Genomic DNA, 16,102 nt, shown 5'->3' on the forward strand with positions numbered 1-16,102 from the left:
GGCCAGGACCGCGAGCAGTGCGGCACACAGCCAGGAGGCGACGACGCCCCCGGTCGTCACCGCGTTGGGCCCGAACAGCGAGAAGACCAGCAACGTCACCGCACAGACCAGCAGCACCGGGACCGCGGTCCGCGCTGCCGTCCGAGGGTCTCGCGCCCTCATCCGCTCGTTGATCTGCACCCTCCGGTGATCGGCAGCCAGGGAGGTCGACTGCCTCCCACGGTCCCCCGACCGCCCCGTACGGGTGAGTCCCCGCCCGCTGCAGGGCACCGACGGCGACGGGCCCCCCACCGGAGTGGAGGGCCCGTCGTCGTCGTGCGGTGGTCAGTGCCTCAGCTCGGGACGGTCACCCGAGCCGGTGCACCCGCGGTCACCGCAGCCAGGTGCCCAGCACCTGCCGCAGCCACGAGGCCAGCTTCTGCGCCAGGGTGCCGCGGTCCACCGGCTGCGCCCGGTCGGTCACCTGCACCTCGACCGTCGCGGTCGAGCCGGAGGTGACGCCGGTGGCCGTGACCTCGACCGTGCCGGTGTCCACGGAGCCCGGCACCCGCACCTGGACCGTCGCGGCGCCCTCGGCGTCGGTCGTGACCCGGCCCAGCCGCCGGCCGTCCACGGTCACCTCGACCCGCTCGGCGGGGCCGAAGCCGCTCACCGAGAAGGTCACCAGGTCGCCGCGGGCGAAGGTCGACGGCGAGACCGCCACCTCGGCCGCCGGCTGCTGCGGCTGCTCGGAGGCGTCCCCGACGGTGACCCGTCCGGTGAACTCCTCGGGGCTGAGCGGGGAGAACTCCTCCAGGTAGCCCTGGAAGGCATCGAAGTCGATCAGACCGGTCTGCTCCGTGGTGCCCTCGGCGAAGGTGGTGAAGTTGTCGCCGCCGGAGGCCAGGAAGCTGTTGGTCGCCACCCGGTAGGTGGCGTCGGTGTCGATCGGCTCCCCCGAGATCCGGATGCTGTCGACGATGATCCGCTCACCGGGGGCCGCCTCCGGGTCGTAGGACCAGGTGAGCTCCTCCGAGGTGCCCAGGGCCAGGAACGGCCGCGAGCTGCCCTCGGGCTGCCACTGCTGCTCCAGCACCTGCACCAGCTGCGCCCCGGTCAGCGAGACGACGACCAGGTCGTTGGCGAACGGGGTGACCTCGTTGGCCTCGGCCAGCGTGATCTCACCGTCCTCCCCGTAGAGCAGGTCGGCCCGCAGGCCGCCGGGGTTGACCAGGCCGAGGTCGGCCGGCTCGATGGCGCTGTCCGCGGCGCCGTACACGTAGCTGTCCGCCACCAGGCCGCCGAGGGCCGAGTAGGACCCGCGGTCCTCGATCTGCTCCCCCGCCGGGCCGGTGGTGAAGGCCCGGGTGATGTCGGCCGTGACCGACCCGACGACCACGCTGCCGAGCTCGTCGGCAGCTGCCTGGGCGGCCGCGACGGTCTCGGCGACCTCGGCGACGCGCGGGTAGGCGACGACCAGCTCCTCCTCGGGCACCTCGGTCAGCGCCAGGTTCTCCACCGTGGAGGTGGTGACCTCACCGGTCGACTCGTCGTAGCTGAGCACGATCCGGCCGAGGTCCGCGGCGTAGGAACCCGTCTGGATCACCGGCCGGGTCTCGTCGGTGCCCGGGACCGGCGCCTGCCAGGCGTAGGTCTGGTGCGTGTGCCCGGTGAAGATCGCGTCCACGTCGGCGTCCACGCCGTTGACGATCGCGGCGAAGGCGGTGTCCGCGGCGAGCTCGGCCTCCAGCGTGCTGGTGGCCTCGCCCTCCGGTGCACCCTCGTGGGCGACCAGGACGATGACCTCCGCCTCGTCCCCGACGCCGTCGGTGAGCTCGTCGGTCACCCGGTTCGCGGCCTCCACCGGGTCCCCGAACGTGATGCCCTCGATGCCGGCCGGGGAGACCAGCGAGCTCGTCTCCTGGGTGACGACGCCGATGACGCCGACGGTGACACCGGCGGCCTCCAGCAGCGCGTACTCCGGCAGCACCGGGTCACCGTCGGTGCCGTAGACGTTGGCGCCCAGGTAGTCGAAGTCGGCCAGGCCGCTCTCGCCGTCGACCCCGACCCGGTCGGTCAGGTCGGCGAAGCCGCGGTCGAACTCGTGGTTGCCCACGGCCGAGGCGTCCAGCCCCAGCTCGTTGAGCACCTCGATCGTCGGTGCGTCCTGCTGGCTGGCGGAGACGAACGGCGAGGCGCCGATGTTGTCGCCGGCCGACAGCAGCACGGTCGCGTCGACGTCGTCCCGGGCCCGCTGCTCCTCGACGGTGCCCGCCAGGGCGACCGCGTCGTCCAGCCGGCCGTGGAAGTCGTTGATCCCGAGCAGCTGCAGCTCGGTGGTGCCGTCGTCGCTGACGGGCGACTCCACCGCCAGGGCAGGGGACGCGCCGAGCAGGGCACCCCCCACGGTGACGGCGGTGACGACAGCGACCCTGCGGGCCGTCATCGAGTGGGCAAAGGGCACGTGTGGCCTCCGGGTGCGACGGGTCGGTACGACGCCGAGGACTGTCACTCATTCGTGTGAACGCGACGTGTCGACATGAAAGCAGTCAGTCGTCGATACGGACAGGTCCTGTTCACCTCCGTCTGCTCCGGACCGCTCGCCCCCGCGGCCGGCCGGCCGGCTCAGTCGCCGCAGAGCAGGTCGGCGCCGCCCGGGTGACCGCCCGGGCGGCGCCGTGGGCCGCGATCGCCGGACCCGTCGCCCGCTCGGCGGCATCGCCGCGCCGGTGCCCGCGCCACTCCCCGAACACAGTGAGCAGCGGAAAGGCGCACCGCGGTGGAGGAGCTGCGCGGTGGAGCCGCTGTCGCTGCGGGGTGTCTCGCTGCAGCCGCCGGGGGACGTGATCAGCGTGGAGGTGACCAACCGCCGGCTCGCCGCGGTGATGCGCCTGGCCGACCGGTGCGGCGTCGGTCAGGAGTCCTCGGTGTCGCTGTCGACGAGCAGGCCCGCCAGCGTCCTCTCCGCCGGCCGGCAGGACGACGCGCTGCAGGACATCACCAGCGGGACGGCCGAGGAGATCGAACTCGACATCGGCCGGGAGAGCACCATGACGCCGGCTCGCCCTGGGGTTGATCGAGCGCAGCCGCGCCTGGCAGCGCGGCCTGACCGACATCGCCAAGGGGTATGCCGCCCTGGCGGCCGGCGCCGCTCTCAGTGCCGCCGCCTGCGCCGTGTTCGGCACCGGCGCGCTCGCTGACGGGACGAGCAGCCACCTGCCGTCGTCGGCCCTGATCGACTACTCCTCCACCACGTCGTGGACCAGCTGGGCGGTGGCCGTGGTGGCCGGGCTGGGCGGAGCCCTCCTCCTGGTGATCAACCGACGGGTCCTGACCTTTGGCACCGCAAGCACGACGGCCGCGCCTCCACCCACTGGGATCGCCGGTCCGCACCGCTGGCAGGGACACCCGAGCAGGCCGGCGCGCGGCCTGGCTGGGAGTCTGCGCCACGGAGAACGGACGGCCCACGGTCGCCGACCGGACAAGACCGACCCGGTTGGGACGGTGCCCTGACCGGGTACCCGCCAGCAGTGCCAGACACCAGAGACGCCTTGCAGCAGGTCGCCGCCGACACGTTCGGCTGGCCGGAGCTGCACCCCGAGCAGCTCCAGGCGATGGAGCAGGTGATGGCCGGCCGGGACACCCTCGCCGTCCTGCCCACCGGGGCCGGGAAGTCCGCCATCTACCAGGTGCCCGCACTGCTGCTGGAGGGCCCCACGTTGGTCGTGGCACCGCTGCTGGCGCTGCAACGGGACCAGATGGAGGGCATCGACGACTCGGCCGCCCCCGAGGCCGTGGCGGTCAACTCCGCCCAGCGGGCCGGCGAGACCCGGCACGCGTGGGACGCGGTCCGGGAGGGCGAGGCGGAGTACCTGTTCCTCTCCCCCGAGCAGCTGGCCAAGGACGACGTCCTCGACGAGCTCGGCATCAGCTTCTTCGTCGTCGACGAGGCCCACTGCGTCTCCGCCTGGGGCCACGACTTCCGCCCCGACAATCTCCGCCTGGGCACGGCGATCGAACGGCTCGGGCACCCCCCGGTCCTGGCGGTGACCGCAACCGCGGCGCTGCCGGTGCGCCGCGACATCACGGAGCGGCTCGGCCTGCGCGACGCGGCCGAGATCGTCGCCAGCTTCGACCGGCCCAACCTGCGGCTGGCCGTGGAACGGGAGAGCGACGACCGGCGGAAACGGTCCGCCGTCGTCGTCCGGGTGAGCGGGCTGATGTCCGACCCGGCCACCCGTGGCGGCCTGGTCTACGTCGCCAGTCGGAAGGACGCCGGGTACTACGCCGACGAGCTGGCCCAGCTGGGCCACCGTGTCGCGGCCTACCACTCGGGCATGAAGTCGGCCGACCGCAAGCAGGTGCACGAGCAGTTCCTCGACGGGGAGCTGGACGTGGTCGTGGCGACCTCGGCGTTCGGCATGGGCATCGACAAGCCGGACGTGCGCTTCGTCGTGCACGCCTCGGCGCCGGAGTCACTGGACTCCTACTACCAGCAGATCGGCCGCGCCGGACGCGACGGCGAGCCGGCGGAGATCTATCTCTTCTACCGGGCGGAGGACCTGCACCTGCAGACGTTCCCACCGCCAGCCGCGCCCCACAGGAGGCCCTCGAGGACGTCGCGGAGGCGCTCGAGGAGCATGACGAGCCGGTGCGGGTCCGTGAGCTCGCCGAGGAGGTCGACGTGTCCCCCGCCAAGCGCACCCGTGCGGTCAACCTCCTCGAGCAGGCGGGGGCGGTGGGCACCACCGAGGACGGCCGCCTGGAGCTCCTGAACCCGGACCTCTCCCCCGACGAGGCGGTGCACGAGGCCGTCGAGGTCTCCGAGACCCATCAACGGCTCATCCGCTCGCGGATCGAGATGATGCGCGGCTACGCCGAGACCACCGGCTGCCGGCGCCAGTTCCTCCTCGGCTACTTCGGCGAGCAACTCCCCCACCCCTGCGGGAACTGCGACACCTGCGAGGCCGGCACCGCCCAGGAGCACGCGGTCGACGACGCCCCCTTCCCGGTCAACAGCGCCGTCCGGCACGCCGAGTGGGGACGCGGCGTCGTCATGTCCGTCGAGCCCGACCGGCTCACGGTCCTGTTCGACCAGGAGGGCTACAAGACCCTCGCCACCGCCGCCGTGCAGTCCCATCACCTGCTCGAGGCCGCCGGGTGAGGAGTGATTGCCCGCCGGGCTACCACGTCGCCCCTCGCACCGGTCGCTGTCCAGACAACGTGCCAACGCGCTGGTCAAGCGGAGGGCGTGGGATTCGAACCCACGAAGAGCTGTGAACTCTTAGCGGTTTTCAAGACCGCCGCCATCGGCCACTAGGCGAGCCCTCCTGGCGGTCCGAGGCTAGCGCCCCGCCGGGGAGAGCACCGTCCCCGCTCCCCGGAGTGACAGGCACGGAGGGTCACCCTGTCGTGACCGGCGCCCAACTGGCACACTCCTCCCGGGAGTCCAGTGCTCACTGACGGGCGCCCAGGCCGCCACCACCGGGTGCGCGGCCAGCGGCGACCGACGGGCCCGGCCGGGCATGACCGGCAGCGCCCCGGTGTTGCAACTCCCAGATGGTCCGCGAGAACCCGCGTCGACCTCCCCCGCCAGCACGTCGACCGAAGGACAGTCCCTGCCTGTGACCGGCCCCCAGCACACCCCCACCCGGCGCCGTGAGCGCAGCGCGGCCCGCGAGACCGCCGCCCGTGACGCCGACCGGGTCGCCGCGCGCGACGAGAAGCGTGCCCAGCAGATCTGGGTGGACGGCGCCGCGCCCGAGCTCCCCACCCGCGCCACCCGCCCGGAGAAGGTGGTCTTCCACCTCGGCCCGACCAACTCCGGGAAGACCTACGAGTCGCTGCAGGCGCTGGCCGCCACCGGCTCGGGCGTCTACGCCGCCCCACTGCGGCAGCTGGCCCACGAGGCCTACGCCAAGCTCTCCGCCCAGCTGCCGCCGGGCACCGTGGGCCTGTCCACCGGCGAGGAGGAGATCGACCCCAACGCGGCGATCGTCTGCTGCACCGTGGAGAAGGCCCCCGACCGCGGCGAGCTGCTCGTCCTCGACGAGTCCCACTGGGTCACCGACCCCGACCGCGGCCACCACTGGGCCCGGCTGCTGCTGACCGGCGAGTACCGCGAGATGCACCTCATCTCCGCCGCCGAGGCCTACCTGGTGCTCAAGCCGCTGGTCACCGACGCCCAGCAGGTGCAGGTCGTCAACCACAAGCGGCTCTCGCGCCTCGACGTCCTCAAGGCACCGGTCCGCACCGACGCCGTCCGCCCGCAGACGCTGGTCGTGGCCTTCTCCCGCAAGGCCGTCTACGCCGTCGCCGCCGAGCTCGACCAGCACCGGCCCGGCAAGGTCGGCGTGCTCTACGGCGCGCTGCCGCCGGCCACCCGCCGCCAGGTCATCGACCGGTTCACCCGCGGCGAGTTCGACGTCCTGGTGACCACCGACGTCATCGGCCACGGCATCAACGTTCCGGCCACCACCGTGCTGTTCGCCGAGACCACCAAGTTCGACGGCCAGGAGCTGCGTCCGCTGCGCACCTGGGAGGTCGCCCAGATCGCCGGGCGCGCCGGCCGGTACGGGCTCACCGGACACGGCCAGACCGGGATCCTGATCGGGGTCGCCGGGCTCAAGCCGGTCGGTGCCCTGGTCGGTGCCGGTGCCGCAGTGGCCCGGGGCGACGAGATGAGCGACCTGCCCAAGCGCCGGCCCCGGCTCCGCCCGGAACTGGAGGACCTCGGCGCGTACGAGGCGGTCGACCTGCCCGAGGCGCTGACCCGCTGGATGGCCTGGGCGCGCGTGGCGACCCAGGGCGAGGGCATGACCGCCGACGACGTCACCGGCCTGGTGCTGCGCGTGCACGCCCTGCTGCCGATGCTGCGCGGGCCGCTGGGCGAGGCCGGCGACCTGCAGACGGTGTGGCGGCTGATCAACCTGGCCATCGACTACAACCCGCCGCGGCGCACCCGCTGGCTGGTGCTGGCCCGGGCCGCCCTGCAGCACGCGGTCGGCCTGCCCGTCCCGGTGGCGACCGTGCTGCCCGAGTACCCGGTCAAGGGCTCGGTCGAGGAGTACGAGCAGGCCGCTGCCGCCGCGCGGGACGCCCAGACGCTGCTCCGCCAGTTCCCCGGCGTGGCCGGGCTGGACAGCGACGACGCCGCCGAGCTCGAGGAGGCCTGCGCCGAGACCATCACCGAGCTGCTGCCCGACGCGATCGCCATCGGCCGCTCGGGCACGTGCACGGAGTGCGGCACCTCGATCGCCCCGTGGTTCACCACCTGCCGCCCGTGCAGCGGCCCGCGGTCCGGCCGGGGTGGCGCCGAGCGCTCCCGGCCGGCGGCGGGTCGTGGCGGTCGCGGCCGTTCCGACGGTCGCCCGGCGCCGACCGCGAACACCGGCGGAGGCGCCGGACGGCGCAACCGCTCGTCCCGGGGGTCGCGTCACAGCTGACCGTGGTCGCCGGTAGGGGGAGGTCCCCCTACCGGCGCCCGGCCGCCACGGTCTGCGCCGCGTCTCGCACCTCGCCGACCAGTTCCTCCAGCACGTCCTCCAGGGCCACCACCCCGACGGCCCGCCCCGTGTCGCCGTCGCGTACGACCGCCAGGTGGGCGCCCTCACGCTGCATGGTCGCCAGCACGTCCCGCAGCCCCTGGTCGGTCGTCGCACCGGCGAGCGGGCGGATGAGCGCGGGGTCGACCGGTGAGTCCCGCTGCTCGACCGGGACGGCGAGGAAGTCCTTGAGGTGGACGTAGCCCTCGAGGTCGCCGTCACCGTCCACCACCGGGAAGCGCGAGTAGCCGGTGGCCGCACAGACCTGTTCGAGTTCGCCCATGGTGATCCGGGACGGCACGGTGACCAGGTCCGCCGTCGCGATCGCGACGTCCGCGGTCCGCTGCTCGTCGAACTGCAGGGCGCCGGTGAGCAGCTGGTGCTCGCGCTCGTCCAGCAGTCCCTCGCGGTGCGACTCCCCGATCAGGCCGGTCACCTGGTCCCGGGTGAACGTCGAGTTGACCTCGTCCTGCGGCGTGACGCGCAGGACGCGGAGCACGACGTTGGCGACCTGGTTGAGCAGCCAGATCAGCGGGTGCAGCACGCGGACGACCCAGTACAGCGGCGGCCCGAGCAGCAGCGCCGCGCGCTCCGGGCCGGCCAGCGAGATGTTCTTGGGCACCATCTCGCCGAGCACCATGTGCAGGAAGACCACGACGGTGAGCGCGATGGCGAACGCCACCGGGTGCACCAGCGCCTCGGGCATGCCGACCGCGGCGAAGGGTCCCTCCAGCAGGTGGGCGACGGCCGGCTCGCCCACGGCACCCAGCCCCAGCGAGCAGACCGTGATGCCCAGCTGGGCGCCGGCCATCATCAGCGAGACGCTCTCGATGGCCTTCAGCGTCGTCCGGGCGCCGCGTGCACCCTCGGCGGCACGCGGCTCGATCTGCGTGCGGCGCGCGGAGACGAGCGCGAACTCCGCCCCGACGAAGAAGGCGTTGCCGGCCAGCAGGGCCAGGCCCATCAGGATGGCGACGGTGTCGCTCATCGGCCGGCCTCCTCTGTCGTCAGTACGTGCTCCGTGCGGGAGGCAGCGGTCGCGCCGCCGGTCCGCCGCAGCCGGACGCGGTCGACCCGGTGCCCGTCGAGCCGGGTCACCGTCACCGCCACCTCCGTCGGGACGGGGACGCCGTCGGGGTCGGGGTGGGCGACGTCGTGGGCCTGGAGGACGACGCGGTCGCCGACCTGCGGCAGCCGGCCGAGCCGCTCGGTCAGCAGTCCGCCCAGCGTCTCCGACCCCTCGCCCTCGGGGAGCTCCAGACCGGCGGCGTCGCCGGCCTCGTCGGGCCGGAGGAGCCCGGACAGCACCCACGACCCGTCCGGTGCGCGGCGTTGCCGGGTGACCGGCGCGTCCTGCTCGTCGTCGATCTCCCCGACGATCTCCTCGATGAGGTCCTCCAGGGTGACGATGCCCGCGGTGCCGCCGTACTCGTCGACCACCACGGCGAGCTGCAGCCCCGGCTCACGGAGGGTCTCCAGCAGCGGGTCGAGCTCCACCGTCTCGGGCACCGCGCGCACCGGCACCATCACCTCACCGACCGTGCGGGTCGCCCGCTGCTCGGCCGGGATCTTCATCGCGTGCTTGAAGTGCACCACCCCGATGACGTCGTCGACGCTCTCCCCCTCGACCGGGAACCGCGCGTGACCGCTCGACGCAGCCAGCTGCAGCAGCTCGGCGACCGACTGGTCGGCGCTGAGGAAGCGGACCCGGGGGCGCGGGGTCATCACGTCGGCCGCCGTCCGGTCGCCGAACTGGATCGACCGGGCGACGAGGTCGGCCGTGCCCACGTCCAGCGTGCCCGCCTGACCGGACCGGCTGACCAGCGACGCGAGCTCCTGGGGCGCCCGGGCCGAGGCGAGCTCCTCGGTCGGGGTGATGCCCATCAGGCGCAGCAGCCGGTTGGCCGACCCGTTGAGGAAGGCGATGAGCGGGCGGGTGGCGGTGGTGAAGGCCCGCTGCGGCCCGGCCACGACCTTGCCGACCCGGGTGGGCTCGGCGATCGCCCAGTTCTTCGGCACCAGCTCGCCGAACACCATCTGCACACCGGTCGCGACCGCGAGCGCCAGCCCGACCGAGATCGCGGTCACCGCCCCGTCGCCCAGCCCGGTCAGCCCCAACGGCCCGCGCAGCAGCGTGGCCAGCGACGGCTCGGCGATGAACCCGACGACCAGGCTGGTCACCGTGATGCCCAGCTGCGCGCCGGAGAGCTGGGTGGACAGCGACCGCATCGCCGCCACCACGCCGGCCGCCCGGCGGTCCCCGGCCTCCGCCTCGCGTTCCAGCGTGACCCGGTCGGCGGCGATGAGCGAGAACTCAGCGGCGACGAAGAGGGCGTTGGCGGCGACGAGCAGGACGGCGGCGAACAGCAGCAACCACTCGATCACCGGCTGCCGTCCCCTGCGAGGTGGGTCCGTGAGCCGGGCGTCGACACGCTGTGTTCCTCTCGAGGGGCGGTCCGGGGTGCCGCACGGCAGGTGGGTGCCCATCGCGCGGCGTCCGCACGCATGGCGGACGGCATCAGCGAGCGCAACGCCCGCGCGGACCGGCCCGTTCCACGGTAGGACTGAGGACTGGCCCACACCGGCCGGCACCGCCGTGCGCGGGACCGCCCGGGGAGCACCGATGACGCAGGGAGCCGCCTGGATGACCGAACAGCCCCGCCCCGAGCACACCGTGCCGGACCCGGGCAGTCTCACCGACGAGGCCCCCAGCCGGCTGGTCCGGATCGCCTACCGGCTGGAGAACGGCCTGCGGGACCAGCTCGCCCGGGTCGCCCGGCGGCGGGGCTGGCACCCGGCGGCGCTCAGCTACCCCGGCTACGGGGCGAGCGGCAGCGCACGGGTGCTGGGCCGGTTGCTGCTCGCCCCGGCCGGCACCGACCCGGGGGCCCGGCGGCACATCCCGGGCTGGCGGCGGCTGCTCACCCTCGAGCAGCCGCAGGGCGAGGTGGAGATCGAGCTGGGCGGGGTGCGGCACCGCGCCCGGTCCGACGACGCAGGGCTCGTCGACGTCACCCTGGACGTGGAGCTGCCCCCGGGCCGGGCGGAGGCCGAGCTGGTCGTGCCCGGGCGCGAGCCCGTCCGGGCCACCGTGCACGTCGCCGGCCCGGACGTGCGCCGGGGCGTGGTCTGCGACGTCGACGACACCGTCTGGGTGACCGGGCTGCGGCACCCGCTGCGGGCCGCCTGGCGCACCCTCGCCCGGTCCAGCAGCGGGCGCACCATGGTGCCGGGGATGGCCGGGCTGCTGACCCGGCTGGTCCAGGACCACCCGCACGCCCCCGTGGTGTACCTGAGCAACGGCCCGTGGAACCTGGCGGGGCCGGTGGCCCGCTTCCTCGACCGGAACCGCTTCCCGGCGGGGGCGCTGCTGATGACCGACTGGGGAGTCACGCCGCGCGGCTGGTTCCGGGACGGCCGGGCCCACAAACGCGGTGCCCTGGAGCGGCTGACCGCCGACCTGCCCGGCATCCGCTGGGTGCTCGTGGGGGACGACGGCGAGCACGACCCGGAGATCTACCGCGGCTTCGCCCGGCAGCACCCCGACCGGGTCGAGGCCATCGCGCTGCGACAGGTGCACCCGGCCGACGCCGCGGACCCGAGCGGCGACGTCGAGGGCGTACCGGTGGTCCGGGCTCCCGACGGCGCCCAGCTGGCCGCCCACCTGGACGCCGCACTCGACCTGCCACCCGCGGCCCCGGCCGGCCTGGAGGCCTGGTTCCTCTCCGCCGCCGAGCGCGGCAACGACACGACCCGGCTCCAGGCATGGACCGAGGGCAACCGGGTCCGGCCCCTCGTGCACGGCCGCAGCTACCTCCCCGTCCTGGCCGACGTGCTGGCCGACGCAGGGCGCGGCGACCTGGTCTACCTCGCCGGTTGGCGGGGCGACACCGACGAGCTGCTCACCGACGACGGCCCGACGGTGGGCGCGGCGCTGTCGGACGCCGTCCGTCGCGGTGCCCTGGTCAAGGGGCTGATCTGGCGGTCGCACCTGGAGTCGATGGCCTTCTCCGCCGAGCAGAACCGCGACCTCTCCCGCGACGTCAACGAGACCGGCGGCGAGGTGCTGCTCGACCAGCGGGTCCGGCCGATGGGCAGTCACCACCAGAAGTTCGTCGTCGTGCGGCACCGCGACCGCCCGGACGAGGACGTCGCCTTCCTCGGCGGGATCGACGTCGCGTACAGCCGCCGGGACGGCGAGGCGCACGAGGGCGACCCGCAGCCCCGGCCGTTCGCCGACGCCTACGGCGACACCCCGGCGTGGCACGACGTCCAGGTCGAGCTGCGCGGGCCGGTCGTCCGCGAGGTCGAGGCGGTCTTCCGGGAGCGCTGGGAGGACCCCGCCGCGCTGTCCCGGATGCCGTGGCACGTGCTCCCCGACCTGCTCCGCGGCCAGGACCGGGCGCCGTCCTCCCTCCCCGAGGCGCGGCCGGCCCCGCCCGGCGAGGGGTCGTGTGCGGTGCAGCTGCTGCGCACCTATCCCAACCGCTGGCCCGGGTACCCGTTCGCGCCGGACGGCGAGCGCAGCGCGGCCCGTGGTTACGCCAAGGCGCTGGCCCGGGCCGAGCGCCTGGTCTACGTGGAGGACCAGTACCTGTGGTCCACCGACGTCGCCCGGGTGTTCGCCGACGCGCTGCGCGCGCGACCTCGGCTGCAGCTGGTCGTCGTGGTGCCCCGCCACCCGGACAAGGACAGCCCGCTCAGCGTGGCGCCGGTGGCCCTGGGGCACGCCCGGGCGCTGGACATGGTCCGGGAGGCCGGCGGGGACCGCGTGCAGGTCTTCGACGTGGAGAACGAGCACGGCGTCCCGGTGTACGTGCACGCCAAGGTGTGCATCGTCGACGACGTCTGGGCCACGGTCGGCAGCGACAACTTCAACCGGCGCTCCTGGACGCACGACTCGGAGCTGACCGCCGCCGTCGTCGACACCGACCGCGATCCGCGGGAGCCCGTCGACCCGGGCGGGCACGGGGACGGGGCCCGCCGCTTCGCCCGGGAGCTGCGGCTGCAGCTGATGCGCGAGCACCTGGGCCGGGCGGACGGCGACGACGCCGACCTGCTCGACCCGGACGAGACGGTCGCAGCGGTGCAGCACGATGCCGCCGCCCTGGACGCCTGGCACGCCGGCGGGTGTCGCGGCCCCCGCCCGGCCGGCCGCCTGCGCGCGCACGTCGTCGAGCGCCCGCCCCTGTGGGAGCGGCTCCTCGCCGCCCCGCTGTACCGCTACGTCATCGACCCCGACGGCCGCCCGCCCCGGCTCAAGGTGCGCCGCACCGTGTGAGCACCCTCCGGACGGGTCAGGGGTCGACGGTCACGTCGTTGAACGGGAGCATCGGCTCGGCCCACGGGAAGACGACCAGCAGCAGCAGCGCGCAGACGGCGAGCACCAGGACCAGGGAGAGGAACGCCTTGCTCGCCCGTCCACCGGGGAGGGTCCGCCAGAGCCACCCGTACATCAGGCCTCCCCTCCGCCGTCGCGCAGTGCCGGCGGACCGTCGGGCGCCTCGGCCTTGGAGATCGCGGCGCCGTCCAGCCGCGCGTGCACGATCAGGCGCTGCCGCGCGGAGTACTTCGGGTGGCAGGTGGTCAGGGTCAGGTACTCACCCGAGGGGGGCGCACCGGCCGCGCCCGGCGTCGGGGCGATGACGTCGATGTCGGCCGGCGTGACGATGTGCTGACCGGGGATCCCGCTGGGGTCGGTGGTGGCGTCGCCGGTGGCCGGGTCGCCGAGCACCCGGTAGACGAACCAGCTCTGTGCGGTCTCCACCACGATCGGGTCACCGGGCCGGAGCTGGTCGAGGTCGAGGAACGGGGACCCCTTGCCCACCCGGTGCCCGGCCAGCGCGACGTTGCCCGGCTGCCCGGGCATCGCCGTCCCGGCGTAGTGACCCGGCCCCTGGGCGAGCTGGCCCTCCTCGGTGCCCTGCAGGACGACCTGCTGGTAGTCCTCGCCCAGCCGGGGGATGCGCAGCACGGCGATCGGCTCGCCGACCGCGGGTTCGACCAGCACCGGGGCCGGGCCCGACGCCGGGGTGTCCGCCCAGACGTCGCGGATCTCCTCGGTGAGCTGGTCCTGCCGGCGGTCGTTGAGCAGGTCGGTGACGTAGACCTCGTAGACGACGAACAGCAGCAGGACCAGCCCCGCCGTCACCATCAGCTCGCCGAACCCGCGGGTCAGCACCCGCCAGACCGGCTCCCGTGCGGGCGACTCCCCCGCGGGTTCGTCCCACTCGGGCTCGTCCCACGACGACTCGTCCCACAGCGGCGGCAGGGCGCGCTCGGTACCCACCTGCGGGATCGGCTGCGTGTCCATGACGGACCGATGCTAAGGGCGGAACGCTCCGTGGCCGTGCGCCGCGCGGGTGGTCAGGACGGACGGATCGTGCCGAGCAGGTGCTCGGTGCCCGCCTTCGCGTTCCGGACGGCGACGTCCCAGCCGCCCTCGACCGGCTCGGTCGACAGCGTGACCGTGCCGGGCAGCAGCAGCGGCTTGCGGAACGCCACGTCCACGCTCACGGCGTCGGGCAGCCGGCCGGCCAGCGCCGCCAGCGTGCGGCCCTTCAACCACATGCCGTGCGCGATCGCCCGCTTGAACCCGAACGCCTTCGCGGTGACCCCGGTGAGGTGGATCGGGTTCACGTCCCCGGAGACCGCCGCGTACCGGCGGCCGGTGTCGCCGGGCACCCGCCACTGGGCGCTGACCCGGTCCAGCGCCCCGACCGAGACACCGACGTCGGCATCCGGCGCGCCCTCGGGCGCCGTGGCCCCGCGGGCCAGGTACGTCGACCGGCTGCGCCAGACCTCCGCACCCCCCGCGGCGACCGAGGCACACAGGTCGACGGTCGCCCCGCGCACGTGTGCGGCCAGCCGCTCGGCCCACACCTCGACGTCCAGCGCCTCACCGGCGCCGATCGGTCGCAGCTGGTCGACCTGGTTGCGCACGTGCACCAGGCCCGGCAGCGCGAGAGGGAACTCCCGCTCGGTCATCAACGCCACCTGCAGCGGGAAGGCGAGCAGGTGCGGGTAGGTCACCGGCAGGCTGTCGGCGAGCGGGAACCCGCAGACCCGGCTGTAGGCCGCCAGGGACGCCGGGTCGACCTCGACCCCGAGCCGGGCCAGCCGGGTGTCGGGCAGGTCGCCGCCCCGGCCGCGCGCGGTGAGCGCGGCCCGGGCGAACAACGCCGGCATTGCCGGCGGGGCGTCGAGCACCGTCCGCGTCACGTCAGGCCCCCAGCAGCGACTGGCCGCAGACCCGGACGACCTGGCCGTTCACCCCGGCGCTGCCCGGCTGCGCCAGCCAGGCGATCGTCTCGGCGACGTCGACCGGCAGGCCGCCCTGCTGCAGCGAGTTGAGCCGGGAGCCGACCTCGCGGGTGCCCAGGGGCATCTTCGCCGTCATCTCGGTGACGATGAAGCCGGGCGCGACGGCGTTGATCGTGGCCCCGCGCTCGGCGAACTCCGGTGCCCAGCTGCGCACCATGCCGATGACGCCGGCCTTCGACGCCGCGTAGTTGGTCTGCCCGCGGTTGCCGGCGATGCCGGACTGAGAGCTGACGCAGACGACCCGGGCGTCGGGCTTCAGGGCCCCGTCGGTGGCCAGCAGTGCCTGCGTGAGGTCGAGCTGGGCCTGCAGGTTGACCGCCATCACCGAGTTCCAGCGCGCGGCGTCCATGTTGACCAGCAGCTTGTCCCGGGTGATGCCGGCGTTGTGCACGACGACGTCCACCCCGCCGTGCCGGGCCACCAGCTGGGCGGCCAGCCGCGGGCCGGCGTCGTCCCCGGTGATGTCCAGCGCGACCGCCGTCCCGCCGACCTCGTTGGCCACCTGGGCCAGCTGCTCGCCGGCCGCCGGCACGTCGACGGCGACGACGTGGGCGCCGTCCCGGGCCAGCACCCGGGCGATGGCCGCACCGATGCCGCGCGCGGCACCGGTGACGACGGCGACCTTGCCGGCCAGCGGCTGCTCGGCGTCCGCGGCGTCGGGCAGCTCGGCGGCCGTGACCGCGAGGACCTGGCCGTCGACGTAGGCCGACCGGCCGGAGAGGAAGAACTGCAGCGGGCTGGCCAGCGAGCCCTCCGCACCGAGGGGCACGTGCACCAGGTTCGCCGTCGAGCCGCTGCGCAGCTCCTTGGCCAACGAACGGACCAGCCCCTCCAGCGCCTGCCGCGCGGCGGCCTGGGCCGGGGAGGACGTCTCCGTCGGCGGGTCGGCCAGCACCAGCACGCGGCCCGACGGCCGCAGCCGCTTGAGCGCGCGGGCGAGGAAGTCGTGCGCCGCGGCCAGGTCGGCGGGCCCGGTCAGCCCGGTCGCGTCGAGCAGGACCGCCGCCAGCCGTTCCCCGTCGGTCGAGCCGTCGGCGGCCACCGGGGACACGACGGTGACCCCGGCGTCGCGCAGCAGCCCGGTCACCGCCTCGCGCAGCCGGCCCTCACCGGCCGAGCCGACCACCGCCGGGCCCGGCAGCAGTGGCTGCCCGGGCTCGTACCGGCGCAGCTCCGCCGGCCGGGGCAGGCCCAGCTGCTTGGTGATGGTCGTGCCGAGGCCGGAGTTGGCGAAGTCGCGGTACCAGTCGCTCATG

The 16,102-nt window shown here is 74.4% G+C and carries 12 protein-coding genes and 1 tRNA gene; 5 read left to right on the forward strand and 8 right to left on the reverse strand.

Annotated elements, in window-relative coordinates; genetic code table 11:
- Positions 1-370 precede the first annotated feature (370 nt).
- On the reverse strand, positions 371-2,425 hold the full coding sequence (locus G5C62_RS12565) for a bifunctional UDP-sugar hydrolase/5'-nucleotidase (RefSeq protein ID WP_164701266.1): 2,055 nt from the start codon (positions 2,423-2,425) through the stop codon (positions 371-373).
- 349 nt (positions 2,426-2,774) lie between these two features.
- Between G5C62_RS12565 and G5C62_RS28110 the strand changes: the two genes are divergently transcribed.
- The 3 genes from G5C62_RS28110 to G5C62_RS28115 all read left to right on the forward strand — a co-directional run bounded on the left by G5C62_RS28110 (position 2,775) and on the right by G5C62_RS28115 (position 5,143).
- Complete coding sequence (locus tag G5C62_RS28110) at positions 2,775-3,179, forward strand: hypothetical protein (protein ID WP_241175870.1); 405 nt, start codon at positions 2,775-2,777, stop codon at positions 3,177-3,179.
- Positions 3,180-3,509: 330 nt separating this feature from the next.
- Positions 3,510-4,754, forward strand: coding sequence for a RecQ family ATP-dependent DNA helicase (locus G5C62_RS12575; RefSeq protein WP_241175871.1), 1,245 nt, complete (start codon positions 3,510-3,512; stop codon positions 4,752-4,754).
- Positions 4,664-5,143 carry a DUF3553 domain-containing protein gene (locus G5C62_RS28115; protein WP_241175872.1) on the forward strand — a complete coding sequence of 160 codons (480 nt, stop codon included), beginning with the start codon at positions 4,664-4,666 and terminating at the stop codon, positions 5,141-5,143. The genes G5C62_RS12575 and G5C62_RS28115 overlap by 91 nt, the downstream gene beginning before the upstream one ends.
- A 79-nt stretch (positions 5,144-5,222) precedes the next feature.
- On the opposite strand, the gene G5C62_RS12580 is transcribed toward G5C62_RS28115, so the two are convergent.
- Positions 5,223-5,310: transfer RNA gene (locus G5C62_RS12580), tRNA-Ser, on the reverse strand.
- Positions 5,311-5,603: 293 nt separating this feature from the next.
- On the opposite strand from G5C62_RS12580, the gene G5C62_RS12585 reads away from it, so the two are divergent.
- On the forward strand, positions 5,604-7,424 hold the full coding sequence (locus G5C62_RS12585; RefSeq protein WP_164701268.1) for a helicase-related protein: 1,821 nt from the start codon (positions 5,604-5,606) through the stop codon (positions 7,422-7,424).
- 28 nt (positions 7,425-7,452) lie between these two features.
- On the opposite strand, the gene G5C62_RS12590 is transcribed toward G5C62_RS12585, so the two are convergent.
- Both G5C62_RS12590 and G5C62_RS12595 read right to left on the reverse strand, forming a co-directional pair.
- A complete protein-coding gene (locus tag G5C62_RS12590) occupies positions 7,453-8,511 on the reverse strand; it encodes a hemolysin family protein (protein ID WP_164701269.1) in 1,059 nt (352 codons plus the stop codon).
- Entirely contained in the window at positions 8,508-9,908 is a 1,401-nt protein-coding gene (locus G5C62_RS12595; RefSeq protein WP_164701270.1) for a hemolysin family protein, read from the reverse strand. The genes G5C62_RS12590 and G5C62_RS12595 overlap by 4 nt, the downstream gene beginning before the upstream one ends.
- Before the next feature lie 238 nt (positions 9,909-10,146).
- Between G5C62_RS12595 and G5C62_RS12600 the strand changes: the two genes are divergently transcribed.
- On the forward strand, positions 10,147-12,804 hold the full coding sequence (locus G5C62_RS12600; protein WP_241175873.1) for a phosphatase domain-containing protein: 2,658 nt from the start codon (positions 10,147-10,149) through the stop codon (positions 12,802-12,804).
- Positions 12,805-12,820: 16 nt separating this feature from the next.
- Here the strand turns inward: G5C62_RS12600 and G5C62_RS12605 are convergent, their stop codons facing one another.
- The 4 genes from G5C62_RS12605 to G5C62_RS12620 are packed head-to-tail and all read right to left on the reverse strand — an operon-like array spanning position 12,821 to position 16,101.
- Positions 12,821-12,979 (reverse strand): hypothetical protein, encoded by a 159-nt coding sequence (locus tag G5C62_RS12605; RefSeq protein WP_164701271.1) that lies wholly within the window; start codon positions 12,977-12,979, stop codon positions 12,821-12,823.
- Positions 12,979-13,836, reverse strand: a complete 858-nt coding sequence (locus G5C62_RS12610; protein WP_164701272.1) for a class E sortase — start codon at positions 13,834-13,836, stop codon at positions 12,979-12,981. The genes G5C62_RS12605 and G5C62_RS12610 overlap by 1 nt, the downstream gene beginning before the upstream one ends.
- A gap of 53 nt (positions 13,837-13,889) precedes the next feature.
- Positions 13,890-14,744: a MaoC/PaaZ C-terminal domain-containing protein gene (locus G5C62_RS12615; protein WP_164701273.1), complete on the reverse strand. Its 855-nt coding sequence runs from the start codon at positions 14,742-14,744 to the stop codon at positions 13,890-13,892.
- A 1-nt stretch (position 14,745) separates the two neighbouring features.
- Entirely contained in the window at positions 14,746-16,101 is a 1,356-nt protein-coding gene (locus G5C62_RS12620) for a 3-oxoacyl-ACP reductase (protein ID WP_164701274.1), read from the reverse strand.
- Position 16,102: the final 1 nt, after the last annotated feature.

Source organism: Modestobacter sp. KNN46-3, from assembly GCF_011039295.1.